Annotated in this window: 23 protein-coding genes and 1 pseudogene; 9 read left to right on the top strand and 15 right to left on the bottom strand. The window is 67.6% G+C overall.

The window, feature by feature from the left end:
• The coding region (locus AC2TEW_RS35785) for a transposase domain-containing protein (protein ID WP_484627432.1) at window positions 1-332 on the bottom strand (332 nt) is incomplete at its 3' end.
• A 596-nt stretch (window positions 333-928) separates the two neighbouring features.
• Between AC2TEW_RS35785 and AC2TEW_RS35780 the strand changes: the two are divergent.
• Window positions 929-1,420: pseudogene (locus AC2TEW_RS35780) on the top strand (transposase); the annotation flags it as partial.
• Between the two features lie 107 nt (window positions 1,421-1,527).
• On the opposite strand, the gene AC2TEW_RS35775 reads toward AC2TEW_RS35780, so the two are convergent.
• The 12 genes from AC2TEW_RS35775 to AC2TEW_RS35720 form a co-directional block, all read right to left on the bottom strand.
• Window positions 1,528-3,339, bottom strand: coding sequence for an NADase-type glycan-binding domain-containing protein (locus tag AC2TEW_RS35775; RefSeq protein ID WP_484627430.1), 1,812 nt, complete (start codon window positions 3,337-3,339; stop codon window positions 1,528-1,530).
• 452 nt (window positions 3,340-3,791) lie between these two features.
• Window positions 3,792-4,328: a phage tail protein gene (locus tag AC2TEW_RS35770; RefSeq protein WP_484627429.1), complete on the bottom strand. Its 537-nt coding sequence runs from the start codon at window positions 4,326-4,328 to the stop codon at window positions 3,792-3,794.
• Window positions 4,325-6,283, bottom strand: a complete 1,959-nt coding sequence (locus AC2TEW_RS35765) for a putative baseplate assembly protein (protein ID WP_484627428.1) — start codon at window positions 6,281-6,283, stop codon at window positions 4,325-4,327. Before AC2TEW_RS35765 ends, AC2TEW_RS35770 begins: the two co-directional genes overlap by 4 nt.
• Before the next feature lie 2 nt (window positions 6,284-6,285).
• On the bottom strand, window positions 6,286-6,705 hold the full coding sequence (locus tag AC2TEW_RS35760; RefSeq protein ID WP_484627427.1) for a GPW/gp25 family protein: 420 nt from the start codon (window positions 6,703-6,705) through the stop codon (window positions 6,286-6,288).
• 12 nt (window positions 6,706-6,717) lie between these two features.
• Window positions 6,718-8,619, bottom strand: coding sequence for a VgrG-related protein (locus AC2TEW_RS35755; protein WP_484627426.1), 1,902 nt, complete (start codon window positions 8,617-8,619; stop codon window positions 6,718-6,720).
• A 1-nt stretch (window position 8,620) separates the two neighbouring features.
• On the bottom strand, window positions 8,621-9,304 hold the full coding sequence (locus AC2TEW_RS35750; RefSeq protein WP_484627425.1) for a hypothetical protein: 684 nt from the start codon (window positions 9,302-9,304) through the stop codon (window positions 8,621-8,623).
• A gap of 47 nt (window positions 9,305-9,351) precedes the next feature.
• On the bottom strand, window positions 9,352-9,816 hold the full coding sequence (locus AC2TEW_RS35745; protein WP_484627424.1) for a phage tail protein: 465 nt from the start codon (window positions 9,814-9,816) through the stop codon (window positions 9,352-9,354).
• A 40-nt stretch (window positions 9,817-9,856) separates the two neighbouring features.
• The gene (locus AC2TEW_RS35740) at window positions 9,857-10,309 is read right to left on the bottom strand and encodes a phage tail protein (protein ID WP_484627423.1); all 453 of its coding nucleotides are present in this window, start codon (window positions 10,307-10,309) and stop codon (window positions 9,857-9,859) included.
• 27 nt (window positions 10,310-10,336) lie between these two features.
• Window positions 10,337-12,361, bottom strand: a complete 2,025-nt coding sequence (locus AC2TEW_RS35735) for an eCIS core domain-containing protein (protein ID WP_484627422.1) — start codon at window positions 12,359-12,361, stop codon at window positions 10,337-10,339.
• 980 nt (window positions 12,362-13,341) lie between these two features.
• Window positions 13,342-13,752 (bottom strand): hypothetical protein, encoded by a 411-nt coding sequence (locus tag AC2TEW_RS35730; RefSeq protein WP_484627431.1) that lies wholly within the window; start codon window positions 13,750-13,752, stop codon window positions 13,342-13,344.
• The gene (locus AC2TEW_RS35725; RefSeq protein WP_484627421.1) at window positions 13,722-14,183 is read right to left on the bottom strand and encodes a phage tail protein; all 462 of its coding nucleotides are present in this window, start codon (window positions 14,181-14,183) and stop codon (window positions 13,722-13,724) included. The genes AC2TEW_RS35730 and AC2TEW_RS35725 overlap by 31 nt, the downstream gene beginning before the upstream one ends.
• A gap of 68 nt (window positions 14,184-14,251) precedes the next feature.
• Window positions 14,252-15,808 (bottom strand): phage tail sheath family protein, encoded by a 1,557-nt coding sequence (locus AC2TEW_RS35720; RefSeq protein ID WP_484627420.1) that lies wholly within the window; start codon window positions 15,806-15,808, stop codon window positions 14,252-14,254.
• A gap of 196 nt (window positions 15,809-16,004) precedes the next feature.
• Between AC2TEW_RS35720 and AC2TEW_RS35715 the strand changes: the two genes are divergently transcribed.
• Together AC2TEW_RS35715 and AC2TEW_RS35710 are read left to right on the top strand one after the other, a co-directional pair.
• The gene (locus AC2TEW_RS35715; RefSeq protein WP_484627419.1) at window positions 16,005-16,586 is read left to right on the top strand and encodes a Pvc16 family protein; all 582 of its coding nucleotides are present in this window, start codon (window positions 16,005-16,007) and stop codon (window positions 16,584-16,586) included.
• Between the two features lie 227 nt (window positions 16,587-16,813).
• Entirely contained in the window at window positions 16,814-18,922 is a 2,109-nt protein-coding gene (locus AC2TEW_RS35710; RefSeq protein WP_484627418.1) for a transglycosylase domain-containing protein, read from the top strand.
• Window positions 18,923-18,948: 26 nt separating this feature from the next.
• On the opposite strand, the gene corA is transcribed toward AC2TEW_RS35710, so the two are convergent.
• Entirely contained in the window at window positions 18,949-19,950 is a 1,002-nt protein-coding gene (gene corA, locus AC2TEW_RS35705; protein WP_484627417.1) for a magnesium/cobalt transporter CorA, read from the bottom strand.
• Between the two features lie 371 nt (window positions 19,951-20,321).
• Here corA and AC2TEW_RS35700 point away from each other — a divergent pair, with 371 nt between their 5' ends.
• The gene (locus tag AC2TEW_RS35700) at window positions 20,322-20,948 is read left to right on the top strand and encodes a response regulator transcription factor (RefSeq protein ID WP_484627416.1); all 627 of its coding nucleotides are present in this window, start codon (window positions 20,322-20,324) and stop codon (window positions 20,946-20,948) included.
• An 18-nt stretch (window positions 20,949-20,966) separates the two neighbouring features.
• On the opposite strand, the gene AC2TEW_RS35695 is transcribed toward AC2TEW_RS35700, so the two are convergent.
• On the bottom strand, window positions 20,967-21,368 hold the full coding sequence (locus tag AC2TEW_RS35695) for a hypothetical protein (protein ID WP_484627415.1): 402 nt from the start codon (window positions 21,366-21,368) through the stop codon (window positions 20,967-20,969).
• Window positions 21,369-21,689: 321 nt separating this feature from the next.
• Between AC2TEW_RS35695 and AC2TEW_RS35690 the strand changes: the two genes are divergently transcribed.
• The 5 genes from AC2TEW_RS35690 to AC2TEW_RS35670 form a co-directional block, all read left to right on the top strand.
• The gene (locus tag AC2TEW_RS35690; protein ID WP_484627414.1) at window positions 21,690-22,850 is read left to right on the top strand and encodes a hypothetical protein; all 1,161 of its coding nucleotides are present in this window, start codon (window positions 21,690-21,692) and stop codon (window positions 22,848-22,850) included.
• A 68-nt stretch (window positions 22,851-22,918) separates the two neighbouring features.
• Window positions 22,919-23,305 carry a PAAR domain-containing protein gene (locus AC2TEW_RS35685; protein WP_484627413.1) on the top strand — a complete coding sequence of 129 codons (387 nt, stop codon included), beginning with the start codon at window positions 22,919-22,921 and terminating at the stop codon, window positions 23,303-23,305.
• A 789-nt stretch (window positions 23,306-24,094) separates the two neighbouring features.
• Window positions 24,095-24,766: a hypothetical protein gene (locus tag AC2TEW_RS35680; RefSeq protein ID WP_484627412.1), complete on the top strand. Its 672-nt coding sequence runs from the start codon at window positions 24,095-24,097 to the stop codon at window positions 24,764-24,766.
• 102 nt (window positions 24,767-24,868) lie between these two features.
• On the top strand, window positions 24,869-26,242 hold the full coding sequence (locus AC2TEW_RS35675; protein WP_484627411.1) for a hypothetical protein: 1,374 nt from the start codon (window positions 24,869-24,871) through the stop codon (window positions 26,240-26,242).
• A 347-nt stretch (window positions 26,243-26,589) separates the two neighbouring features.
• Window positions 26,590-26,932: transposase (locus AC2TEW_RS35670; protein WP_484627410.1), on the top strand; the 343-nt coding region annotated here is incomplete at its 3' end.

Here is a 26,932-nt window from a genome sequence, read left to right as displayed (position 1 = left end):
AACAGGCGGCGGACCGGCGCTGCACCCACCCTGCGGCGCAGGTCACGCAAGGCCTTCGCGGTCGGTTCGGCGACCTCCACTCCGGCGCCGGCCAGTGCCGCGGTCAGCTTCTGCCACACCAGCTGGTAGCCGACTTCCGGAAACAGGCACATCGCGAGCAGGAAGTAGACCCCGACCCGCGAGGGCAGGTCACGTAACCGGCGCTGCACACACCGGGTCTCCTTCAGGACCGCATCAACGAGGTCGAACGGGACGACCTGAGTCAACTCGCCCAGATGACCAGGACCGAACTGGCCGGCGGCCACCGTGAACTGGTGAGTCACCGTCGTCAGACCCGACGGCAGGGCACAATCACATGCGGGCAACGGGACTCCTCGGCGACCAGCAGTCTTGGCGGACCATCTGATCAACGCGGATCCCGTTGCCGCGTTTCGGCCAGCGTTCAAACCCCTTGCCACCAGCGCAAATCCGTTAACTACCCGGCCTTGGGACAAGCCCAAACCCGGATCTGATCACTGAGCCTCTTTCATTCTGTCCGGGAGGGTGAAATGGCTGGTCAGCCGGGGTGGGGTAACAGGCGAGGCTTCGTTGCGTTGGTGTTCTCTACGCACCACGCTCTGACCGAGGAGCCTCGCTTGGTCCCGTATCCTGCCGTGCTCGATGTGCCGCACGAGCTGGTCGAGCATGTCTCCTGCTGATCCACACCCGAAGGCGTGAACTGAACTCACGCCGGCGCAGGCTCGGTTGTTCCAAACAAGCCCTGCCGGTCCTGATGGCGTCCCGTTGTTTGGTGTAGCCGATCATGGTCGAGGTGTGCGCGGGCTCGCTCCCCGGCGCACACCCCCAAGGGGCTCACGCTCCCTGAGCAAAACGAAGCCACCGTGCAGCTCTCCCTGGTGAACGGGCGGTTCAACCAAGGAGGAACACGGTGGCCCTGTCCCAGCATGACCTACTGCGACTGTTGGAGTCACTACGTTCGGCGGATGGACTCGAACTCGTCCGGTCGGTGGCTGAACGGATGCTGCAGGAGTTGATCGAGGCCGAAGCTGCCGCGAGGATCGGCGCCGGCTGGAACGAGCACACCGAGACTCGGACCGCATTCCGCAACGGCCACCGGGACAAGACCCTGACGACGCAGGCCGGCAACCTGGACCTGGCCATCCCCAAGCTGCGGTCGGGGAGCTTCTTCCCCGCGCTGCTGGAGCGGCGCCGTCGCATCGACCAGGCGCTCTACGCGGTCGTCATGGAGTCCTACGTCCACGGCGTGTCCACCCGCTCCGTCGACGACCTGGTCAAGGCCCTCGGCGCGGACACCGACATCTCCAAGAGTGAGGTCTCCCGGATCTGCGCCGACCTGGACGGTCAGCTGACCGCGTTCCGCGGCCGGCCGCTGGACCACGTCCGATTCCCCTACATCTATCATTGTCTGACTTGCCGATCTACAAGATCACCGGAACTTTGAAACATCCCTACCGGTCGGCCCAGCGGCCCACACGACGAGATTGCGTTACGAGTTCACGCCAGAAATCAAGAGAAGAATCCCCTCGACTTGGTGAACGCCTCAATCTCGGAAACTGCGGTCTCCTTCTCCCGAGAACCATGCTGAGAGGATTCAAAGGTAATGGTCAACAAGTCCACCGAAACACCTGGAAGATCCACCTTTTGAGATTCCTGAGTATCTTTCAGATTCACCTTACGTGGGCTCATCCCGGGCGCGGAGACCGTAATCGCCTCCGGACGTCCGTAGGCGCGGAAATCATATTCCGCCCCACTGTGGATGAGCAACTGGTCTATGCGGACCGGTGATTCGAACTTGAAGATGAGGCTGACCGGACCTGCATCGTCCCGGAAGGTCCAGAAGGTATCCGACCAGTTGTCAGAGACTTCCTTGACCGGGTGCGCGGTGATGGCACCGTCGGCGGTGACGGACTCGGGGTAGACCGCATCGAGTGTGGGGCTGATCGTCGCCTGGACCTTGGCGTATACGTCGGTGACCTGCCGCTGCACCGCCTGCTTGAAGGGCGGGTGCAGAGCATAGAGCGTGGTCAGGCTAATCACAACGACACTGGCGACGAGCCTGGCGGGGCCGACCAGTGCGCCCATGGTGGGCAGACCTCGCTTTGTCTTGACCCCGGGCTGACCGGGCCTGGCCCCGAGTTCGAGTGCCGAACCTCTTCGGGTGGGAATGAACCTCCTCCACCAGGGTTCGCGAACTTCCTCTGCGCTCTCAAGTGACTCCCCGCAGCGGCTGCAGAACATCCGGTGGGACGCGTTGTTCTGCGCGCAGGCGGCACAGCGGCGATCGCCGCTGGTCGGACGCCGAGTGGAACGTGAGTGTGTGGCACGCGGGTTGCGGGTCGCGGGACTCTGAGGGTGTAGTGCAACTGGTTCCTGCGGCGGCGCAGCGGCCGGCTCGTTGTCGGCGGGTTCGGCCTCAGCCAGGAGCCTGGCCAGGAACGCCTCGTCATCCTCCTCCTTTTCGTCCTCTCCGTCGGCGCTCTCCTCATCGCCATCGTCCTGGATCATGGACCCCGAAGACTTGGTGAGGTCGGGTAGCACGAGGTCCTCGGAGTCCTGCGGTCGCCTCTCGGAGCCGGTCTCGTCGTCACCCTGAAGGTCGTCCTCATCGCCGACCTCATTCAGCTCAGCGAGGATACGTGCAAGGAAATCGTCATCATCCTCCTCTTCGTTCTCGCTTTCCTCCTCATCGGCAGCCTCGTTATCCGCGGCTTCGTCCAGGCCATCCTCAGCGGGGTTGGCGAGCTTCGTGTCCTGGTCGTCCTTACCCTCGGCTTCGTCAAGAAGGCGGGCGAGGAAGTCGTCATCCTCCTCCTCGCTTTCCGATGGCGCCGGCCCCGGCTCCGTCTGGGGTGTCTTGCGGGTTTTCCCTGCCTGCTTCGACTGGCGTTTTCGTTGCTTGCGCTTGCGCTTTTTCTTTTTATTCTTTCTCCGACCGGTTGCCTTGGCGCGTCCTCTGTTGTCGACGAGGCGAGATGCTGCCTCAGCACCGTCGTCGTCCTCTGCCTCGGCGTCTCCCTCGTCACCACCCGCAAGCAGCTTCGCCAGGAAGTCGTCCTCGTCGTCGTCCTCTGCCTCGGCGTCTCCCTCGTCACCACCCGCAAGCAGCTTCGCCAGGAAGTCGTCCTCGTCGTCGTCCTCTGCCTCGGCGTCTCCCTCGTCACCACCCGCAAGCAGCTTCGCCAGGAAGTCGTCCTCGTCGTCGTCCTCTGCCTCGGCGTCTCCCTCATCACCACCCGCAAGCAGCTTCGCCAGGAAGTCGTCCTCGTCGTCGTCATCGTCCTGAGTAGGGCGGCCTTGACCGCCCCCCAGGGATGGCATCCCAGGTGGGCCACCCATACCCGGCGAGCGCGGCATCCCCGGCGGACCACCCATCCCGGGTGGGCCACCCATACCCGGTGGGCCACCCATACCCGGCGAGCGCGGCATCCCCGGCGGACCACCCATCCCGGGTGGGCCACCCATACCCGGTGGGCCACCCATACCCGGCGAGCGCGGCATCCCCGGCGGACCACCCATCCCGGGTGGGCCACCCATACCCGGCCGGTTGGGCGGAGGCAGTGCCGGGCGGTCGCCGACATCGGAGTAGAGAGCACGTTTGGCCCGGTGGAAGAAGGTCCTCTGTGGATTCGCGACCTCCGCCTCGGCTTCGTCGCGGATCTCCTGGTCGATGTCGAGAGCGGTCTTCTGCCCGGTCCATTCCAGGAAGCTTCCACAGGCCCCGCAGAAGCTGTCCTCGGGCTGGTTGGCGAATCCGCACTTGCGGCAGACGATCACTGCGGTCGCACCTCTGTCTTGTGGACCACGTGTGCTGGCTTCGCGGCCCGCACGACGACGTCGACCGCCGCGGTGGTCGGTCCGGTGGAGGTGGTGAGCCGCACAGCGACCCTCGGGTCGTCCTCACCCGGCCAGGCACCGCCGGGACGGGTGGAGTACGCGGTCGCACCGCTCTCGACGATGTCGGTGTGCCCGTCGAACATCAGCTCCAGGTGGGCTTTGAGTCCTGCGGCGGTGCCACGGGCACGGAACAAGGCGGTGGAAGCAGCGACCAGCGCGCGTCGGCGTTGGAGCGGAAGGTTCTCGTCGAAGGTGATGCCGAGCCAGCCTGCCAGCCAGCTGAGGAAGTCCTGCGGGGCGAGGGAGGCGTCGACATAGGCGTCGAGGTTGTCGAGGGTGGTGATGACCGGCGCCCAGACGTCGTCGAGACCGGCCGTGAACCGCTGGGTGAAGTGGTCTTCCTGGTAGACGGCGGGGAGCCGGTGCCCGATGGGGTGAGGGCTGGGCAGCCCGTTGATCGCTCCGCGGCTCACTGTTCCTCCACGAGAACCTGGTGCTCGAACGAGAAGACCAGGCTGTGGGCCGATAGTTCGAGGCGGTCGGTGGGCTCACCACGGTGGCCGGTGACCGGGTTTGCGGCGAATATCCGAATGTCCTCGACGATGTCGACGCCGGGGGTTGCCTGGAGGACCGCGTGGAGGTCACCGCTCTGGACGGGCCGGCCGAACGGCCAGCCGGTTCCGTCGGGTCCGCCGGTGAGCGGGTTGAGGTAGGTGTGCAGGGCGTCGAGGGCGTCGTCGGCCACCCGGTCGGTGTTGCTGCCGGTGGTAGCGGTCAGGCGGGTCACCACGGTCACTCCGCGGTAGGTGGGCGGCTCGACCAGGACGCGCGTCCCCAGCAGGCGGCACTCATCGAGTCGCGCGGCGACACGGGCCAGGGTCTCCTCGGCCGGCAGGAGGTCGTCGAAGCGCAGGCGGGTACCGGCGTCGACTCCGACGGTGGGGACGACGAGGACCTTCACGCCCGCAGGCGGCACGTCCTCCTCCCCCGCGGTCAGACACCGTACCCGGGCGATCTCGGGAGCAGCCTCGCGGGTGAGGGATTCGTAATCCTCCGCGGTGACGGCGCGGCCCTGGGTGCGCAGGAGCAGTGCGCCGCGCTGCTTGATCTCTTCGAGGCTCTCCCCGTCGACGCCGCCGTGGGCGGGTTTGACGTTCTCCACCCTCGCGATGAAAGGGACGGAGGACTTGAGGGTCTGGATCGCACCCGCGGCGATGTTTCCTGCCCGTCCACCGCCGGTGGCGTAGTGCGAGAGCCGGACGGCTGCGCCGTGGGGCGGGATCCGGCCGTGTCGGCGCAGGGTTCCGTCCGGTTCGCGGACTGCCGGGCCGAACTCGACGGTGCCGGTGGTCGGGTCGAGGACGTAGTGGGTGTCGTCCGGGCTGCTGTCCGCGAAGTGGTCGACGCGGGTCCAGGCCAGCCAGCCGTCCTCGGTGCTGGTCTCCAGGAGAGGCTCGCCGATGTTGGTGAGCACGGGGGTGTGGGAGACAGGGAAGGCCTGCCGGGTAGTGCCTTCGGAGGTACCGAGTAGATCGTGCTCGATGATCCGTGCGTGGACGGCCTCCGCAGTGGCTCCGACGACCCCTGCGGTGAGGGCGCTGATGACGGGTGAGGAACTGTAGCCGGGAATTCCCTCGGCCGGCGTGATGACCTGGGCCCGTAGCCACGCGGCACGTCGGGCATCGATCAGGCTGGCCTCGTGACGGTCCGGGAGCTGGAGAACGACGGAGCCTGACCGGTTGAGGCCCCCGGTGGTGTCACTGTGAACGTGACAGGTGCTCCACCCGTTGCCGTCCCAGGCCTGCCAGACGAGGGGCGGATGGTCGGGGTCGACACCGATGCCCTGGGTGTGACAGTCGAAGTCGAGGGCGACCAGGCAACGGGGGGCCGGCTCGGAGAGCCCCACGAGCAGGGCATCGCCGGGAGCGGGGACAGGGGTGGTGAAGGCGGGGAAGTCGACGTCCAGTCTCAGGTGTTCTTCGCGGGGCAGCAGACGCTGTGCGGAGGTGTCGAGGCTGAGCACCTGGGTGAGGGTGCTGCTGGGCAGGGTGAGGTCGTGGGCGGTAGAGAACTCCACGGAGGAGTCCGACTCGGTGCGCAAGGTGGCGGCCACGGTGCCCGCGGGCAGTGTGAGCGAGGTGGTGGGTGGTGCGGTCAGCCAGAAGGTGACGGGCACGCGCGCCGCAGTGGGCGGCAGCAGGGTGGCGCCGATGAGGTCGAGGAACTTGACGTAGAGACGGTCGGGGACGCGGTTGAGGCGGTACAGGATCTGGTCCGTCATGAACGCGAACGTCTCGATCAGGGTGACGCCGGGGTCGGAGACGTTGTGGTCGGTCCATTCGGGGCAGCGGCGCATGACCATGCGTTTGGCGTCGTCGACGAGGTCCTGGAAGCGGCGGTCGTCGAGATTGGGGGCGGGCAGCGGCATGGTCAGTAGTCCTCTCCGTCCTCGGGGATGGTGTAGAAGGGGAAGACGAGGTTGCGCCGGTCGTTGGTCGTCTTCACGGCGTAGGAGATGTCGATGATCAGCAGGCCGTCGGTGTCGGGCGCCGGGGTGACCTGGACGTCGTGGACGTCGATGCGTGGTTCCCAGCTGATGAGTGCGGTCCGGACCTCCTGGTTGAGTTCCGCACAGGTCTGGGGCCCGATGTCACGAAAGACGAAGTCCCTCAGCGGGCAGCCGAACCCGGGCCGCATGGGGCGCTCGCCCGGGTGGGTGGAGAGGATCAGGCGGATGGCTTGTTCGATCTCCTGCTGACGGCGGGCCAGGGCGATTCCGCCGGTGGCGTTCACGCCGAGGGGGAAGGCCCAGCCGGCGCCGATGAAGTGTTCGGTGTTGGCCTGTGTCATGGGTGATCCGGATCAGTTGAGTTCGATGCGGGCGCCTGCGACCTTGACGCCTTGGCGTCCGGTGATGCTGACTTTTCCGGGGGTGTCGAGGTCGATGCTGCGGGCTGCGGTGAGCTTCAGGGCAGCGCCGCCGTCGACGTTGACGGTGCCGCCCTCGCCGCCGAGGATGTTGACGGTGCCCTTGGGACCGCAGCTGATCGTGATGGTCCCGTTCTCGGCGCGGCTGGTGGGGGTTGCAGGGTCGCAGTGGAGCGTGATGTGCCCGGCGGTCTGGTCGATGGTGAGGGCGATCTTGTTCCCGGTGGTCCCGAGGACCATGGACGAGGCCGTGGCACGGTTGTGGCCGGGGGGCATGTCGTCGGTGAAGACGAGGTGATTGCCGGAGGGTGAGACCAGGCCTCGGTGCTGAACGGCGGCGGTGGTGCCGCTGTTCTTCACAGCGGGGGCACCGAGGGTGTACTCGGTCTTGCCGTTGATGAGACCGGCGAGAACGAACGGCCTTTGGGCGTCCCCGAGCTCGAACCCGACGAGGACTTCGTCACCGACCTCGGGAAGGAAGAGGGCACCGCTGCGGACACCTGCGCCGATCTGTGCGACACGGGCCCAGTCGCTCTCGAAGGAGGGGGACAGCCACGGCAGGGAGACCTTGACACGTCCCAGACGTGAGGGGTCGTCGATGTTGGTGACGATGCCACAGACCAGACCGTCGATGGGGGTGGGGCGCCCGGAGGCCGTACCCGAGACGAGCCCGAGCAGGGTTCGGTCGTGGCGGCCGCTGACGACGAAGTGGGTGCGGTATCCCCCGGCGTCCTCGCAGAAGGTGTGGCAGGCGCTGGTGACGGTCCAGCTGCCGGCGAAGGGGGCGGGAACCGCGCTGATGTCGATCCGGCTGCCGGCCTGGATCGCCGGGTCGCCGACGGCGATGCCGTCGGCCTCGGCGAAGGTGCTGGCGATCTGTTCGGCGCGGGCCCGGGCTGCCTCGTCCGCGGCGGCTGCCGCGGACGCGCCGGAGGCGAGAGGCCGGTCGGCGGTCACGTAGGCGGCCGGGTCCGGGGCCTGGGCGGTTGCGGGCTTGCTGGCGGGTATGAGGCCGAACAGGGTGGCGGTGAAGGACTTCGCGAGTTCGACGGGGCCGGTGTCGAGGTCGGCACTGGTCGTGGCGGCGTCGGCACGCCCGACGGTGACGCTGCTGGTGTCGGAGTTCCAGGAACGGACCTCGACGGTGGGCGTCAGGGCGGCGGAACTGAGCCGGGGCAGGAAGGTGAGGAGGTTCTGCTTGAACGCGAGTTGCGGGTTGGTGCCCGGGGTCGTCAGCGGGGCGAGTCCTCTCCCTGCTACGGCCCGCCTGAAGTAGAACTTTCCGTTGGTGACGCCGATCTCGTGGCCGCAGGCCCGGGCACGGCCCGTGAGGAAGTCCCAGTCGGTCTGGGCGACCTGGGCGACATGGGTGTGCGTGGCACGGGTCTCCTCGATCATGCCCACGGCGAGCCCCGCCTCCCGGGCGATCTGCCAGGCGATGTCCGAGTCCTTCATGTTGACGAAAGTCCTGGTCCGGGTGGCGCGTTGGAGGCGGTGGGTCCGGTCGTAGCCGCGGATGACGGTGCGGATGACCATGGCCTCGCAGATCGCCTCGACGGAGGTGATGTCTCCCCGGATGAGGCTCTGGGCGCTGTCTCCTGTCGCGGAGCCCCCGAGGATCTCCACGTTATTGCCGACCTTCAGGGCTTTGTCCTCGGCGATGGTGCCGTCCTCGTCGAGGAAGGTGATCTCGAAGGTGTCGGGCAGGTGGAGGTGGGTGTCCACGATGACCTTGACGATCGCGGCTTCGAGATCGGGGCGCAGCGGGAGGGGGGTGGTGGGGCCGGCCAGGACGGTGGCCCGGACGGTCCCGGGTGCGGGGACGGGAGTCGTCATGTCAGGGCCTCTGCAGCTCGTCGGGGTTGGGCAGGAAGAGGGTGTCGCCGGTGCGGACACGCAGGGGGTCGTCGATGCCGTTGGCGTCGGCGAGGGGGCGCCAGGCGGCGGGGGTTCCGTAGGCGGATCTGGCGACGGACTGGAGGTCTTCGCCTTCGGTGACTGTGCGGCTGCGGCGGTCGGGCAGGCCGCCGGAGGTGGGGTTGGTGGGCAGCGAGCCGAGCAGGCTCGGTTGCTGCCGCATGTTGATGGTCACTTTGGCGTGGATCGGGATGGCGTGGCGGTTGAAGCGGACGTAGTCGATGTTGACGCTGGTGAGTTGGACCTCGTAGAGGAAGCCCATGCCCGGTACGCCCCAGGAGAAGGTGAGGGTGGGAAGTCTGCTGAGGATGTTGCGGCGGGCGAGGCCGGCTGCGGCCATGGCTCCTCCGATCACCTGGCCCGCCGTGCCTCCGGCGGGGCTGAGCCAGTCCAGGAGCTGATCGCACAGCGGTTTGGTCTCCATGCCGATGAAGGTGATGCCGCTGATGCCGATCTTGGCGGGCTTGGCGCGCCGGAAGATCGTTCCGGTGCTGCCGCCCGGCTTTCCGCCGCCGAAAGCGCTGTTGCCGTAGGAGACGGTGTCGGCCTCCCGGCTCATCGTGATCTTGTCGGGGCTGAAGCTGAACGGTACTGATCCGGGCATGGGGCTTTGGCGGCAGATGAGCATGGCGGGTACCACGAGGCGTCCTCCTACAGGAATCCCTGGTGGGCCAGGTCGAGGGTTTCTAGGGCGACCTTGGAGTTGGCGGCGTCGAGGTCCGGGCCCTTCCAGTTGCGTGGGTAGACGTTGCGCAGGCGCCAGGAGGCGATCTCTTCGTGGTGGGCGTCCAGCAGGGTGATGGTGGCGCTGGAGCCGCTGTAGGTGCTCTGGTCGTCTGCGCTGTACCAGCGGGTGATGACGTTTCTCAGCCAGGCTTCGACCTGGCCGGAGCCGGATCTGCTCATGGCGCGTTGGAGGGAGACCGTGCCGTACTTGAGTCGTTTGGGGAGGATGATGGGGTGTTCGTAGACACCGCCGACCTCGAGTTCCTCGATCTCGAAGCTGACGTTCAGGCCTTTGCAGGAGGCCCAGCTGCCGAGGCTCATTCCGTCGATGTCCACTTTGAAGCGCATGGCCAGGCCGAGGCGTTCGTCGAGACCCATCCGTTGGTTCATGGCACGGCTCCAGGTGTGGTTCTGTGGCGGGGAGGCCTGGTCAGGCCTGGTTGTCGTCGTTGAGGAAGCCGAGGTGCTGGAGTTCGAGGGTCTCCAGGGCGACTTTGCTCTGGCCGGCCTCGAACGAGGCGATGTTCCACTTGATGGGCATGATCCTGCGCATGTCCCAGGTGATGACGGGGGTGTTGCTGGGGTCCATGAGGGTGATGGAGCCGCTGTGGGGCGTGCTCCCGAAGGAGTTGCTGGAGAGCCACTTCTGGACCTTCTGGGAGTCCGCGCAGGCTGCTCGGGTCAGCTTGAGGGTGGAGTACTCGGTGAATCCGGGGAAGAACCAGCGGTCGTTCCCGGCATCGCCTGCGCGGTAGTCACAGAGCTTCCACTGGACGTCCAGGCCCTGGACCTGGCTCCAGCTGCCGAGGTCGTACTCCCCGGCATCGACGGTGACCTTGAACCTGTTGGCAAGGGCGAGGGTGCTCTGGTCGCTCAGTGGCATGGTGGTGTTCTCCTCGGAGGTGCGGGGCTAGCGGTTGTGTCGGCCCAGGCGTTCGCTCTGGCGCAGCATGGTCTGGCGGAGTTTCAGCTCGACTCGATCGCCGAGCTGGTCGGCGAGGTGCTGGAGTGCGAGGTCGTCGAGGGCGTGGATGAGTTCGCCGGCGTATTCGGGTGTGACGGGTGCTGGGGTGGGAGGGGGTGGGAGGGGAACCGGTAGCGGGGTTGGATCGGGTGGTGCGGGTTTCGGTGCCGGTTGGGGATTGTGGCGGGGTGCGGTGGTCCGGGTTGCCGGGGGGAGCTCCGTCTGGTGGCGGCGGACCGGGGTGGTCTTCTCCTCGCGCTCTCCCATGAGGGATTCCCAGAGTGCGTTGCCGGTGGATTCGGACCACTGTTTCCAGCTCAGTGATCCGTCGTCTGCGAGGGCGGGGGTGGAAGGGGCCGGGACGGTGCGTGTGGGGGCTTCGCCGGTCTGGTCTTCCTCGTCGTCGTCGAAGTCACCGAGTGGGTTCGTGGCTTCGTCGATCGCGGTGAAGGGGACGGTGTGGGGGGATGGCCGGGCGATGGGTGGTCCGCCCGGTGCCAGGGGGGCCTGTCCGGCGGGGGCCGGGGGGCGGGGAGAGGCGGCCCGGCCCTCGGTGGACGGCTGGGGTTCGTTCCCGGTGGCCGTAGCCGTGGTGGTGCGGCCGGGATCGGCTGTGGTCACCCGTTCGGCCTCGGCCTGGACGTCGTGTTCGGCCGCTTGGTCGGCGTCCGGTCGGTGGAGGCCGTGATGGTGGTGCTGGTGGTGGTGCTGGTGCAGATGCCGGTCGCCGTGGATTGTCCGGGCTGTGCCGGTGTTCTCGTAGTCGTCGTCGTAGTCGTCGTCGTAGTCGTCGTAGTCGTCGTCGTTCTGGAGCAGGGGCTTGGGTCCGGCCGTGGTTTTGGTGGCAGGTGCCTTTTCCTCGGGGCTGAACCCGATCGACTCCTGTAGGAGCGACTTCACCGAGTGGTTCCAGGACTCCCAGGTGACCGGGGTCTGCGGAGTGTCCTGCCCGCTGCTGTCCCCACCCGGGCCGGTCTTCTGCCCCGAGTGGAGACCGGCCAGGCGGCTCTGCAGCATCAGCCACTTCACCTCGTCCTCTTTGCGGAGATCGTCCTCGCTGTCGATGGTCTGCAGGTGCAGCTCGCGGCGGGCGTGGTTGATCTCTCGGAAGAACTGCTCCTTGATGTCGCTCTCGGTGAGCTCGTGTTCGGGCGCCCGCTGGACCCCGCTCTCGGTGGCGAAGCCGCCGTCGGCCGTCCAGGAGGTGGCGCCGTGCCAGTCGGCTTCCGGGGCCGGTGCGGGCTCGGACGGCTGGGCCGGGGGCGGGGACGGTTGTGAGGCCGGCGCCGGTTGCGGAGTCGGGCTGGTGGGTTCCGGCTGGATCTTCGGGGCCGGGGTGCTCGGGTGGATCAGGGGCAGCTCCGCGCCCGGTTCTCCGCGGACGTGTCGCTCCACGGCGATCGCCTCCGCCTCCAGGCGGCGGCCGGCCGGGGAGTTCTCCGGTGGCAGACCGCCGGGGTGGCGGCGCTGTTGCAGCACATGGGTGAGTTCGTGGGCGAGCAGGCCCCGGGTTCTGGCGTCGTCGAGCGATCCCGCCTTGTTCGGCAGGTAGACCTGCTGATCGCGGGTGAAGGCACGGGCGGAGAGCCGGGAGGCCTGGTCGTCGGCGTGCGGGCCCCGGTGGACGGGTACGTCCGTGATGTCGGCCCCGTGGAGGTTGGCGAAGGTCCGGGCCAGATCGTGCGGGACGGTAGTGGTGGGTTCCGTGGGCGGTGCGGGGTCGGGGGTCGTGGCGGGACCAGGACCGCGTCGGTGCGTCAGGTCCGGCTCGGGACGGCGGGAGTCCTCGGTCTGCGTCTCCGGTACGGGCCGCGTGGTGGGGGCGGGCCGCCGGGCGGCGTCGCGCTGCAGGGCGTGCAGGGCCGCCGGGCCGCTGAGGACGTCGGTGTCCGGCTCCGGGGCGGGCGGCCCTGAGCGTGCGGGAGCGGGGGCTTGCGGGGCGGGATCCGGGCCGGTCGGCGTGGTGGGCACGGGCGGGGTGCGGGCGGGGCGGGGCCGAGGTTCGGGAGCCGTGGGCGTCTCGGGCCCGCTGGGCCCGGCGGGCCGGTGCGTCACGGGACGGGCTGGTGGGAGCGGGGTGTCGGCCTGGGTTGTGGCGGTTTCTGGCAGGGGGGCGCCCAGTCCCAGGCGGCGGCTCTGTCCCAGGGTCGGCCGCGGGCCCCGGGCGGGCGCCGGCTGCGGCGGCTGGGCAGGGGCTGTCGGGGTTGGCGGCTTCTGGGCCGCGGGTCCCGGCAGGAGGAGTTCGATCGGGTCCGTGGAAAGACCGAGTCCGGGAACGGTACCGGTCAGCCATGACGGCATGGTGGTGGGCCGTTCGGCCGGTCGGGGGGTGCCCACGAACTCTCCGGCGGCGTGGGTGAGGCCGGTCGTGGCCGGTGGTGGCACCGTGGCCGGCCGCGGCGCCACCACCGGTTCGGGCAGTACCGAGGGGATCTGCTCGGGTGGTGCCGGGCGCGGGTCATCGGTCCGGCCGGGGCTGGGCACCGCCAGGCCGGTGACCTGTCCACGGGGGCCGTGGGGCGGTGTCGGGCGGTGGGCCATGGTGACGGCCGTGGGGGTGGCGGCACTGCGCGGACCGGTGGGGGTGATGGTCAGCGCGGTGGGGGTGGTGGTGGGGGTCAGTGGCCTGGCGGTCCGCCACACGGCGGCGCGGCGCGGCGCTCGAGCCGGAGCCGGCGAGGTTGCGGGCGGGGCTGCGGGGGCCGTGGCCGGCGGCTGGGCCGGCGGTGGCAAGGGAAGGGCTGCAGCGCGCTTGCGGGCGAAGGGCCAGGGCATGGCGACGTCTTCCGGGACGGGTCAGTCATCGTCGGCGATCTGGCGGTGGATACGCCCGATCTGTCCGATGACCTGCTGGCGGACGGGATGCTCGAGGTCGAGGAGGCTTTCGAGGGGCCAGTGCAGGTAGTACGCCACGAAGGTGAGCTCTTCCCAGAGCCGGTCGGTGGCGTACGTCAGGATTCCCCCGGAGCATCACCGGCTACGTCGACGGCGAAATCGTGGCCGCAGGCGGGGCAGGCGACCTCCGCCTGGGTGTGGCCCTCCTGGTTGATGCGGCGGTAGAGGTCCTGGAGGAAGGCGAGGTCGGAGGCGAAGAGGCCTTCGATCACGTAGCCGCCCACTTCCGGCAGGTCCCCGAGGGTGGTGACGGTGCGTTCCAGGAGCAGGACGGTCAGGTAGGCGGGGTTGGCGCGGACCCGGGGGTCGGACTGGGGGGCGATCTCGTCGCGGGCGGTGGCCAGGCGCATCACGCCTTCGCGGTGGACCTGGCCCTCGCCGTCGACGTAGCCGCGCGGGAGGGTGAAGGGGTATTCGGTGCTCAGTGCGGTGGGGCTCACGGCGACACCCGCTGGATGTGCTCGCAGGTGATGGTGACGGTCTCCATCAGGACCTCGTTGGAACCCGCCTTCAGGTGGCCGATCTCCAGCTTGGAGGGCCAGGCGTGGGAGAGGTAGTAGCGGGCGACGGGCTTGCCGTCGCTGGAGTACATGACCAGCGAGCAGCTCTTGCGGGCACCGACGATGTCGCCGTTGAGGACGGTCTGGTGCCAGGCCCAGAGTTCCATGCCACCGGTCTTGCCGCGCTTGAGCACGACGGTGGGCGGCTTGGCCTTGCCGGGCAGCTTCTTCCAGATGATCTCCTTGTCGGACGAGGAGAGGTAGTCGACGGGCTCGACCTCGGTGGTGATGCCGGACAGTTCGGAGAACGAGGCGATCTCGTAGCCGTCGATCGTGATGGAGAAGCGTGCCGCGGTCAGGGCGTCGTGCTGCTGCTGGGGGCCGAGACCCATGGACATCAGAAGGTCCTTTCGCAGGTGGGTGGGTGGGGCGCGGGAGGTGGGGCGGGCGGGGCACAGCCCCGTGCTCACTCCTCGAGTGAGGCGCCGTCGGAGAACTGCGAGATGCGAAAGACCACGAACTCGGCGGGCTTGACCGCGGCGATGCCGACCTCGACGGTGAGGATGCCCTGGTCCCGGTTCTCCGACGGGTTGTTCTCCTCGTCGCACTTGACGAAGAACGCGTCGTCGGGGGTACGGCCGTACAGGGCTCCGTCGCGCCAGACGCTGCGCAGGAACATGGTGATGGTGCGCTTGACCGAGTCCCAGAGCTTGGGCTCGTTCGGTTCGAAGACCACCCAGCTCGTGCCGGAGAGGATGGACTTCTCGACGTAGTTGAACAGGCGGCGCACGTTGAGGTAGCGCCACTCGGGGTCGCTGCTGAGGGTACGGGCGCCCCACACCCGGATGCCCTGGCCGGGGAAGGACCGGATGCAGTTGACGCCGACCGGGTTGAGCTGGTCGTGCTCGCCGCGGGTGATGCCCAGTTCGAGGGCCACTGCACCGCGTACGACCTCGTTGGCGGGGGCCTTGTGGACTCCGCGGGTGTCGTCGCTCCGGGCCCAGATCCCGGCCACGTGACCGCTGGGCGGCAGGGTTTCGGTCTTGCCGGTACGCGGGTCTGCGACCTTCAGCCAGGGCCAGTAGAGGGCCGCGTGCTTGGAGTCGTAGTTGGTGAACTCCTCCCGCCAGACCCGGACCTGCTGGGCGTTGAGGTCGGGCGGGGTGTCCAGTACGGCCACACGGTCGGACATGAGCTCGCAGTGGGCGATCATCGCGAGCTGGACGGCCTTGACGCTCTCGTCGTCCAGCAGGCCCCGCCGGTGGGCCGCCATCACGTCGGGAACCGCCAGCATGGTCACGTCGTCGATCGCCTCGAGACCGGCGATACCGCTGCGGTCGAGTGCCGAACCGATGAAGGCCTGAGGCGACAGAACCGCCGCTGCCGTGTCCGGTCCCGCGCCGCCGGCGAGGCGGACCTCCACACCGGTGGCGAGCAGTGCGGTCGGCGGTGCCGGGGAGAACTCGGCTGCCGGACGGTCCACGGTGATCATCTTCGAGGCGCGCCGCACGACTGCCTGGGCGTTCTGCGGGCCGCGACGCAGGGTGAGGTTGTCGAAGCTCTCCAGCGGCAGGCCGTTGCGCTTGACGGTGATCTTGAAGGATTCCTCCGAGGCGTCGGTGGCCGGGGCGACCTCGACGACCAGGTCGTTGCCGGCCTCGCCGGCCCCGGCCGCGGTGACGGCCAGCAGGGGGCGGGCCTCCTTGCCGGCGGCCGGCAGCAGGGCGGTGGCGGCAACGGCGGGCACACCGCTGTCCTGCGGGGCCTCCACACGCACGATGTAGGCACTGCCACCACCGTTGAGGAAGTACCCGTAGACGGACTGCGGGAGATAGGCGTCCTCGGCCCCCTCACCGAAGGTCTGGGCGAACTGGGTCCAGTTCGTCACCAGAACCGGCTCGTTGAGCGGTCCCTTGTCGGTGAACCCGACGAAGGCGCACACCGCGGTGCCGACGCCCTCGATGGGCCTGGAGCCGGATGAGACCTCCTCGACGTACACGCCGGGCGAGAGGTAGCTGGGCATGGAGCCTCCATCGCTGATACCACTGCTGTCCCTGTCGAGCCTGGCAAGGAGAGCGGCAGGGTTTCACTCTCGATCGGCTGGCCGTTCGGCCCGGCTTCGGCTCCCGATCGGGGGACGGCGGCCCGGCCGGGGGGATGTCCGATCGGGTGGCTCGGCCGGGCACGACGGGATCTGCGCGGCCGGTGATGCTGGGGCCATGTTCAGTGACGCCGACGCCTGTCTGGGTGCGGTGCTGGAGCCGGTGCTGCCGGCCGGCGCCGTGCTGTCCTTCGGCCCGCCGTCCTGCGGCCCGGCGGGTAACCGCGCCGTCCTGGGTGCCCATGCCTTTCACGTCGAGGAGGACGTGGCGGGAAGGGCCGCCGACTGGGGATGTGTGCGCGGCCCGGACGGCCGGGTCGAGGCGTCGCACGCTCCCGTGTGCCGCTACCGGCTGCACTACCTGCTGTGGGCGGACGGCCCCGGACCGGTCCGCGGACGGGATCTGCTCGATGCGGCCTGGCGGGCGCTGGCGGTCGCATCGGTGGCGGGCCCGGGCCCGCTGCCGGTACCGGGCCCGGTACAGCTCGCTCTCGCGCCCCCTGAGCTGTCGGCATCCCGTCTGCTGGAGGTGTGGGGTGCCGCAGGAGTGGCGGCCCGGTCCTGTCTGGGACTGGTACTGACGATGTCGCCGCCCCCGTACACCGACAACCGTGTCCCGGAACCGGTGCGCACGGTCGCGGTGGACGTCCGTGGGAACGGACGGCGCAGGGTCGTGCCGCCCCGCCGCCCACCGCAGTGAGAAAACCGCCCCCGCACAGCCCCGTCCCGTCTCGGGGCGGAGCAGCCATCGTCCATCGCTTCGACCGCCGAGAGGTTCCAGCTGTGACACCCCCTCCCCCGCCGGGGCGCCCTGCCCGTGCCGCCCTTCCGGTGACCGCCGGGCGCCCTCGACGTACCGGATGGCGGCGCTTCCTGCCACGGTGGCCGCTCGCGCTGGGCCTCGCCGCAGGGTCCGTGGTGCTGGCGGTGGGGGCCTTCGTGGCGGGGTACCTGCTGGTCCCGGTACCGGACCCGAACGCCGCCGCGGTGCAGCAGAACAATGTGTGGCTGTATTCGGACGGCAGCGAGATCGGGCGCACCGGCGAGACGAACCGCCAGACCGTGCCGTTGTCGGACGTGCCGATGGGGGTGCGCGAGGCCGTCCTGGCGGCTGAGCACCGCAGCTTCTACCAGGACAGCGCGGTCTCCCCCACCGCTCTGACGCGCGCGCTGTGGTCGAACCTGACCGGTGGTACCCGGCAGGGTGGTTCCACCATCACCCAGCAGTATGTGAAGAACTACTACCTGGATCAGTCCCCGACGCTGACCCGCAAGGTGAAGGAGTTCTTCATCGCCCTGAAGGTGGACCGGCGGATGAGCAAGGACGAGATTCTGGCCGGGTACCTGAACACCGCGTACTTCGGGCGCGGGGCCTACGGCATCCAGGCAGCGGCCCAGGCCTACTACGGTGTCGACGCCAAGAACCTCACCACGGAGCAGGGAGCCTATCTCGCTGCCCTGCTCAACGCCCCCAGCGCGCTGGACGTCAAGAGCGGCCCCAAGACCCGTGAGCGGGCACTGGCCCGCTGGAACTACGTGCTGAACGGCATGGTCACCGAGAAGTGGCTGGAACCGGCCGTACGGCAGGCCGCCTCGTTCCCCGAGCCCGGGGAGCGCAAACCGCCCAAGGGAGTAGGCGGTGAGGCCGGTTACCTCATCGACACCGCCCGCCAGTACCTCGCCGCCAACGGGGTGGGCGAGGACGCTCTCGCGCAGGGCGGCTGGCGGATCACCACCACCTTCGACCGCGACCGGCAGAAGGACCTCAGCACCGCGGTCGAGAAGCAGCTGACCGCCAACCTCGTCCCCGGCCAGCGCAGCGCCGACCGCAATGTCCGGGTGGGTTCCGCCTCCGTCGAGGCGGGCACCGGCAAGCTGCTGGCCCTCTACGGCGGGCCGGACTATCTGAAGCAGTTCGTCAACGATGCCACCCGCCGCGACGTCCAGGTGGGTTCCACGTTCAAACCGCTCGTCATGGCGGCGGCACTGCGCGACGGCACCCGTGACGGCAAGGACATCACCCCCGGGAGCGTCTACGACGGATCCAACGGCCACCGGGTCAGCGGCAGCGGCTACACCCCGGGCAACAGCGGCGGTGCCAGCTACGGTGACGTCACGCTGCGCGAGGCCATGATCAAGTCCGTGAACACCCCGTTCGCGCAACTGGCCCAGGACGTCGGGCTGGAGCAGGTACGGCAAGGCGCCATCGATGCGGGGCTGCCCGCTGATACGCCCGGGCTGACGGCAGTACCGTCCATCGCCCTCGGCGTCTCCAGCCCCAGTGCGGTGGACATGGCCGGTGCCTACGCCACTCTGGCCGACCACGGACGTCAGATCGCCCCCTGGTCGGTCCAGAAGCTCACCCACAACGGCACCGACCGCGATGTGCCCTCGCACGACAAGAAGCGCGCCTTCGCACCCCGCGTCGCCGACACGGTCACCGACATGCTGCAGGACGTGGTGGACGCCCACGGCGGCACCGGCTCCGCCGCCAAGGCCCTGGGCCGGCCGGCGGCCGGAAAGACCGGAACCACCAACGAGGCCAAATCGGTGTGGTACGTGGGCTACACCCCCGAGTTGGTGACCTCCGTGACGATCTTCCGGGAGGACCCCGACACGCATGCCAGACTGTCCGTCAACGGCATGGCAGGCCTCGCCTCCGCAGGAGGCGGGACGTTCCCCGCGAAGATCTGGACTGCCTACACCCGCGCGGCCCTGACGGGCACTCCGGTCCAGCAGTTCACCGGGACGGCGGCCAAGGCCACCACCTCACCGGCGCCGGAGTCACCTGCCGTGAAGCCGTCCTCCCCCTCGGCTCCGGCCGACGGGCGGATGCAGTCGCCCTCCGGCCCGCCGGCCTGGGGCGAATCCCCCGCCTCGCCCTCGGACCCTGGCCCCTCGGGCCCCGACACCCCCGGGGCCGATCCCAGCAGTCCTCCCGTCACGGCCCCGCCCGAGGATGAAGACCCGGTCCAGGAAACACCACCGCGACGAGGCCGCGGCCCGGCCGGCGGCACCAACGGCCAGGGCTTCTGACGCACCGCACGCGACCGTCACCTTCACTACAGCCAATTGCGGCGTCGGAAGGCTGCGTACAGCGCGATGCAGACGACCACCATCAGGGCCAGCGCGAAGGGGTAACCGAATGCCCAGTCCAGTTCGGGCATCTCCTGGAAGTTCATACCGTAGATGGTGCCGATGAGCGTGGGGGCGAAGACGATCGCGGCCCACGACGAGATCTTCTTGATCTCCTCGTTCTGACGCTGCGAGATCAAGGTGGCGTTCAGGGCATGGATGTCGTTGAGGGTCTGGCGGAAGGTGTCGACACGCTCGGCCACGACGGTGGCGTGGTCGGTCACATCGCGCAGATAGCGTCGCAGTTCCTCGTCCACCCCGTACTTGTCGAACCCCGTCTCCAGCCCCGAAAGGACTTCCAGCAACGGGCGGGCCGCCCGCTGGAACTCCACCACCTTGCGCGAGAGACGGTAGATGCCACGCGACACCTCCGGTTCACCGCTGAACACCTCGGTCTCCAGAACGTCGATCTCCCGCTGCATGGCGGCGGCAGCCGGCACGTAACCGTCGACGACAGCGTCCAGGACGGCGTAGAGGACGGCTTCGGGTCCGCGGGCGAGCAACGCCGGGTCACCCTCGAGACGGCCGCGCACCGAGTCGAGGTCGGGCGCGTCGGCATGGCGTAAGGCGAGAACGAACCCGGCGCCGACGAACAGGTGGATCTCACCGAACTCCAGGTTGTGGCCTTCGACCGTCGGAAGGACAGGACGAAGGACGACGAAGAGGGTATCCGCGTAGCGTTCGCACTTGGGCCGCTGGTGCGCAGTGATGGCGTCTTCGACAGCCAGTTCGTGCAGCGCGAAGGTCTGTGCCAGGGCCCGGATCTCGTCGTCGGCGGGCCGGTCCAGGGATATCAGGGCAGTGGTCCCCGGCTCGACGGGGAGCAGGTCGCGCAGTTCGTCCAGGTCCCGGACCGTGGCCGGGAGTGTCCCGGCGCGGTGGAGGGTGATGCCGAGGCTGGGCCGCGAGTCGGCGGAGGTAGGGGTCATCGGGGAAATTCCTCATGGTCTCGCCCTGGGCACGGTCTGTCCGGCGGCAGGAACCGGCCCGCAGATCCGGGGAGCGTGCACACCCGCCGGCGCCATGTCTCGGCTTCGGCCTGCCCGCTCGTACCGTAGACACACCGGTCGGCCGTCGGCGACGGCCGACCGGTGGAACGTGCGGTGGGTACGGCGCGTCGTCCGGGAGTGGGAGCTGTCCGCCCAAACCGTCGCATGACGGTCCGCTAGGCCGACACAGGGCACCGGTTAGCCTGCCCCTAAAGGTGCCCGAAGCAGGATGGGAGTGTCGGCGCGATGGTCTGCCCCCGGAGGCGGCATCGGGTCTCTCCTGTTCCCGTTCGGAAAATCAGAGGTGTGCCATGTTCGAGCGAGTGTGCGTCTACGTGCGGGCTTCGGACCCGATCTCGGAGGCCGGCCTGAGCGCCGCGCTCCGGGAGCGGCCCGAAGTGCGTGTGGTGTCCCGTGGTGAGGTGACCTCGGAGACCGTCGGCGTGGTCGGGACGGAGTCGCTGGACGACCAGGCGCTGGACCTGGCCCGGGCGGTGCGCAGCGAGGGTGTGCAGCAACTGGTCATGGTGGCCGCGTCGTTGGAGGACGAGGACGTGGTGACTGCGGCCGAGGCCGGCGTGTCGGGCCTGGTACGCCGCAGCGAGGCCACGTCCGACCGGCTGGTGCGTGTGGTCTCGTCGGTGCGCCGGGGAGCCGGCGTGGTGCCGCCCGACCTTCTGGGGCGTCTGCTGAAGCAGGTCTCGACGCTGAACCAGCACGTGCTGGCGCCGCGCGGTCTGGGCTTCACGGGGCTGACGGACCGTGAGGCGGATGTGCTGCGTCTGGTCGCGAAGGGCCTGGACACCCGGGAGATCTCCCGTACCCTCGCCTATTCGGAGCGGACGGTGAAGAACACACTGCACGATGTGACCAGCCGCTTCCACCTGCGCAACCGTTCGCACGCCGTGGCCTACGCGATCCGGGAAGGCATGATCTGAGCGCCAGGCGGATGCGGTTCAGTGGGGGCCGAAGTACGGCGATCGGCCGTGGATGCGCACCCGGACCGTGGAGGTGCCCTCCAGGTGGATCCGGTAGTAACAGCGGCGCACCGGCAGGCCCCACGGCGCTCGGACTCCGAAGTCGCGGAAGGTGAGCCAGATTTCGCGGCGCGGATCGTTGTCCTGGATCCGCAGGCTCTGGTGACCGTTGAGGTATTCGTTGCCCATGGTGCCCCCGCAGTCCTCGTGGATGTGGATGTGGCAGGTCAGGGGGCCGGTGGAAGCGCGCGGTTCGAGACAGATCGCCAGCTGGTCCCTGATGAAGGAGACGGGTCCCTCGAAGGTGTCGTTGGCGGTGATATCGAAGGAGAAGCAGGTGTCGGAGAGGAACCCGGAGGGGGCTGCGAAGGTGTGTTCCATCCCATCAGGTTTGTCCGGGGACACGATGGCGTCCAGGCCCAGGAGGACGGTATCCGGTGCGGCCGGTCTGCCCGAGCGGGCAACGCGAGGCAATCGGGTGGCGGTGGCTGACCACACGGGAGCAGGGCGATGGGTGTCCTAGCGTCTCTGGAGCCCAGGACGGTCGACGTCGCCCCCGGCGGCACGGCCCGTTGTACGGTGCGTCTGAGCAACTCGGGCACGGTGGTGGACCGGTTCACGGTCGACGTTCTCGGGGACGGCAAGGAGTGGGCGAGTGTGTCCGCCCCGACCGTCTCGGTGTTCCCCGGGGAGGACGCCGAGGTGGTGGTCGAGTTCTCGCCGCCACGCTCGGAGAAGACGCGCTGCGGCGAGACGGCGTTCGCGGTCCGGGTGATGTCCCAGGAGGACACCGCCGGTTCGGTGGTGGAGGAGGGCGTACTCCAGGTCGGGGAGTTCACGGACGCTTCGGTGGAACTGGTCCCTCGCACCACCCGCGGCGCGCGCCGTGCGCGGACCCGGCTGGCGATCGACAATGCCGGAAACGCGCCGGTGACGGTCGATCTGCGGGCTGCGGATGAGGACGCCAAGTTGCGGTTCCGGTTCCGCCCTGCGCAACTGACCGTGGAGGGCGGAACGACGAGGATCGTCCCGATCGTGTTGCGGCCGCGGCGGACCTTCCTGCGAGGACAGCCTCGGAGCCACGCCTTCCGGGTGACCGCATCGCTCGGTGACGGGGCCCAGGTGACGGCGGACGGTTCGATGGTGCAGCCGCCCATGTTGCCGCCGTGGGCCGGTAAAGTGCTGCTGCTCGCGGTGGCGGTCGTGATGGTGACGGCGGCCATCGGCCCCTCGTTCCTGGATCCGCAGGCTGTGTCCAGGGCGAAGCGGCGCCCGGCCGATGTGCTCGCGCCGCAGGACGGCCCCGCGAGCGATGGCGGGGCAGCGGCCGCGTCACTGTCGCCGTCCCCCTCGGGAAGCAGCCCGGCCACCACCGACCCGGGTGCCCCCTCCGACGGTGGTGGCGGGAGCAGTGGCTCCGGCTCCGGAGGTGGAAGTTCCGGGGGCGGAAACGGGAGCAGCAGCGCCGGCAACGACAGCACTCCTGGCACCGGTTCGGCAGGGGGCCAGTCTCAGCGGACCGCGACGTCGTTCGTGGTCTCCACGGACAGCGCGCCCGCGGCGAGCGGGGTCTTTCAGCGGTTCGGCCCGCGAGTACCGGCCGGGGAGACCTGGGAGATCACCGAGTTCGTCCTGCAGAACCCTCAGCAGGACAGCGGAAACGTCGAGGTCCGGGCGGACGGACGTCTGCTGTTCGGGATATCCCTGAACGACAGCACCACCCAGCGCAAGGCCGCCGCGAGCGGCAAGCCGTGGCGTTTCACCGCGGGCCAGCAGGTGGTCGTCGCGGTGAACTGCGCGAATCGCGACGCGAAGGCATGCACCCCGGCCGGGGTGTTCACCGGTCAGAAGGTGCGTTCCTGACCGGTCCCCGTTCGTCCCCGTCCATCGAGCAGAACAGGATCACAGCCATGGGAGTACCCGCAGCACGGATGAACGACAGGGTGACCGGTGTCGACCAGCATGTCGTGCTGGTTCCGTCACCGACCGGACCGGTGGCGAGCGTCGTGCCGCTGCCCTTCAACGGTGCTCTGATGTCCGGATGTTGCACGAGCGTGCTGATCGATAGCCGGGCAGCCGCGGTCGTAGGCAGCCAGGCCCGGAACGAGCCTCCTCATCAGCCGCCCCCCACGCCGCCGGGCACGGTGTTCGCACGGCCGCCGGACAACACCGGTACGGTCGCCTCGGGCAGCTCGACGGTCTACTTCGAGGGAAAGCCGGCCGCCCGCGCGGGGGATCCGGTGCAGACCTGCAACGACCCCGTGCCCCGCCCCACCAGCCGGATCGTGGCCGCCCCGGGGAGCGTCACCGTCGGGTGACCGGGCGGAGGGCAGAGCCCACACGGTCTCGAGCAACTACCGGCTGTCATGCGGCCGTGGGAAGCCGCTCGTTCCCTGGACCGCAGCATGTTGGTCCGGCCCGTCCGACCCGGCTCCCGTCGCAATTGAGGAGGCCGCTGCGAGTCCCCGGGCCGGGTGGTCACCCGGGGGATAAACAGTCCCCGGGCAGGCCGAACAGGCGATCAGCCGTCTGCTCGGCAGATTCCGGGGAGTTCCCGTCCGCCAGGCCACCAGAACTCCACATCGACGTACACCCCAAAACAGCGGCCGAGGACAGCGTGGGGCTACGTGTCGAGTTTGCTGCTCCCAGGGGCCACGGCAGCGCGGGAGGACTCCACCCCTGACCCCGGGGCCATCTCCCTGCCGGGCACGCCCGTCGCCGTTGCACGAACGGAGATACTCGACCGTAGAGGTCCGGCCCCGATCGCTCCTCCCCCTACCCCGACGCGATCTGCCGCAAACGGGCCCTTCCCCCATCCACGGACAAGTGGATCACATCCGCATTAGCCTGCCACGCCATCTTTCGGTCGATCGAACCGAAACTGCACCCCAAGGTTTATGAAATATTAAATAACGCAATTTTCGCATGAGGTGCGACAATTTCTCAAAGCACGCCGCAGAGACCGGCGGCATGCCCCTTCAGGCAGAGCCCTCTGCCCCCGTTTCCCTTCCGGTTCCACCCCGGCCAGGGCTACCCTGGACCCCGCAGGTCGACCAGTGTCAATTGATTAAATTTCTCGCAGCCATGCAAAATTCGAAGGACCGCACATGAAGCCCGAATGGAATCAACTCCTTTTTATTCTGCACCGCAGCGGCGCACAGGGCGAAGAATCCATGGCCTGGTTCGCGTCGCTGTATTCGGCAGTCGCGGACCCCGCCCCGAGCAACCCAGGCGACCTCAAGGCCCGCTTCGCCCTTGCAGCTCGAGACCAGATCACATCAGACATCTCAATGTTCCTGGAACACCTGGACACTCTCGACAGCCCGACCGAGACCATCCTTGACATGGCCCGAGAGCTGACAGTAGAGCAAATGTCCGAACATTTTTGCTCTCTGCCGGAGAGCTACTGGGACGAGGCCGCAGGAGCAGAATACCCCCTCTGGCACTGGGATAACGCATCCGAGGAGTGGAGTTACTTCACGGACGGAAACTGGGAACGCCAGGTCCGCCCTGATGGGAATGGTATCCCGCACAAGCTTGACAGCAGCCGCTCGGCGTGGATTCCGGCAAACCCGTCAATTCAGCCTGGCGAGGTCACGCCGCGCCCCGAAGCCAGCACCGATAAGGCCGGATCCGAGCTACCCCCAGGTGCCGCCGAACTGCTTGATGATCTTTCACAGCTGGAGGATGGGGTCGACGAGAATCTCCTGCTGTGGCTCGTAGAGAACGACTATATCACCGTCGACCTCGAGGAAACTGCAGAAATCGAACCCTCCTAGAAAAGTCACCCGAAGCTTACCAGAAGCGCGATTCCTGGATAATTGGGTCGCGCGACCAGTAGTAATTTTCCAGGGACATCAAACCTCGCAAATGGAGTCAAAGTGACAACACCCATTGATGCCGCCGCAGTAGGCGCCAGGGCCCTCGCGGCAATGAGGGCCGTTACCGGAATCGGCCAGAAGGTTGCCGCATCCTTCATGAATGCCGAGCTAAAAGTAGGCGGGGAGAAGGTAGGTGAAGCCCTGAACCCCGTCTCACAAACCAGCACACCAAGCATTCTTGTGCGACAGTGCGAATATCGTGCGCTATATTTTGGCCACACTGTCTTCGGATACGGAAAAATGGCCGAGGCAGCCAAGAAGGCTCACAACGACAAGGAAAAGCTCAAATTCCATGGCGGCAAAAAAAAGACCGGCGGGAGATTCAGCAGTCTCGTCGCCTATCAGATTCCGCTGTCATTCAAATGGGACGTCGTCAAGATTGACACGCAGGCGCTCACCAAGGGTCTCACCGAGGATCGCGCAGCCCTTCAGGCGGAAGCCTACAAGGCAGCCGACGAATACGAGACAAAGATGAGAGAAATCACGGCCTACGAGGCCGGCCTCTCAGACTTTGAAGAACGGCTCGAAATCAATAGGGAATCCCAGAAGATATTCAGGGAAAATCGCGACTCGGCACAGCAGCGACTCAGGGAGGCACATGAGCGGAAGAAGAAACTTGCAGACGGCAAGAAGCAGTACGAAAATGATCTAGCGGATATATCCGACAAGGAAGAAAGGGAGGAATTTATCGAAAAGCGAAAGAAGAAGATTGCCGAGTGCGAGAAGGTAATCGAGGTCTCCAACAAGGAAATTGCCGACTGCGTGAAGAATCTCGATCAGGCCGGAAAGGACGGCGAGGCACTCAAGAGCAAATACCAATCGACACGAAATGTCGACCGCGAGAAGGCGCGGGCAGCAGCCACTTACAAGCAAAAGCTCAAGGTAGTCCAGGCAGGCACTGCATCGCTCGCCAAGACCAAGGCAAGCATCATGAAGGCTGCAGAAAATGAATACATTGCCAACTTTACGGTCGCGCTAACCGGATCATGCAAATCGTACGACCTCAAGCTTCCTCAGAACTGTAAGATAAACATCGATTTCGATCTCGAGATGCGGGCCAGCGAGCACCTCTCGAACGAGGTTCACATCACGGCCCAAGCTTTCATTGATGTGGCAAATAAAAATAAAACGAGAGCTTCTTCACTGAAGTTCTCTACCGACGGCCTCAGGTCCGGCGACGGAAAAATCTACGAGAGGCTGAGGGACTTTAAAGAGCCCCTCATCAGGAAGGATGTCGACCAAATCGGCGAGGAATACGGGGACAGCTCAGAGGAATTCCTGGAGCACATCGACGAGGAGCTCAAGAAGATCCAGAAGTCAAAGGATAAGAGCGAGCGTAAGCGTAAGCGCAAGCACAACAAAGAACGCTTTTGACCATAAATGAAACAGCAAGTGAACTTATTGTTCCACCTCACTTGCCCATTCGACCTACTGAGCTCTCCAAGACGTGGCCGTTCTCCATACTTCAAGATATCGAGTAACGAAGCACAAGAGAACGGCCGCTTATTGTGAGAGCTGCAGCCAAAGGCACCTGCAGGCGTCTTCCTCCTTTCGGGTTGATGCTGTGGAAGTACTTGGATGAGTTCAGGCGTGGGTGGCGGTTCCGGCCCGGTACTACAGGTGGGATTAGAGGGGTCGGCCTCTCCGTTGGCCGTAGAGTGGATGCGGTGGGCCGGGGCTTTAGAAGTCATCTCATTTGGGCGGTTGGGTAGACTCCGGGCGTGCTGATCGTGGAGCGTCTGGTGCCGGACGAGTTGTGGGCGCTGTTCCAGTTGGTGGTGCCGGACGCGCCGACTCGTCCGCAGGGCGGTGGTCGGCGGCGACACGGTGACCGGGAGGTTCTGGCGGCGATCGTGTTCGTCGCGACCTCCGGGTGCACGTGGGCCCAGTTGCCGCCGTGCTTCGGCCCGTCCGGGCCGACGGCCCATCGACGCTTCACCGAGTGGAGCAAGGCCCGCGTGTGGGCCAAGCTCCACCGGGTCGTCCTCGACGAACCCGGCTCGCGGGGCGAGCTGGACCGGTCGCGGTGCGCGGTCGACTCGGTGAACATGAGGGCCCTGAAAA

The organism is Kitasatospora sp. NEAU-CNBT7, from assembly GCF_057220535.1.
The sequence above is the reverse complement of the archived record's forward strand: the minus strand, read 5'-3'. Positions and strand labels throughout refer to the sequence as shown.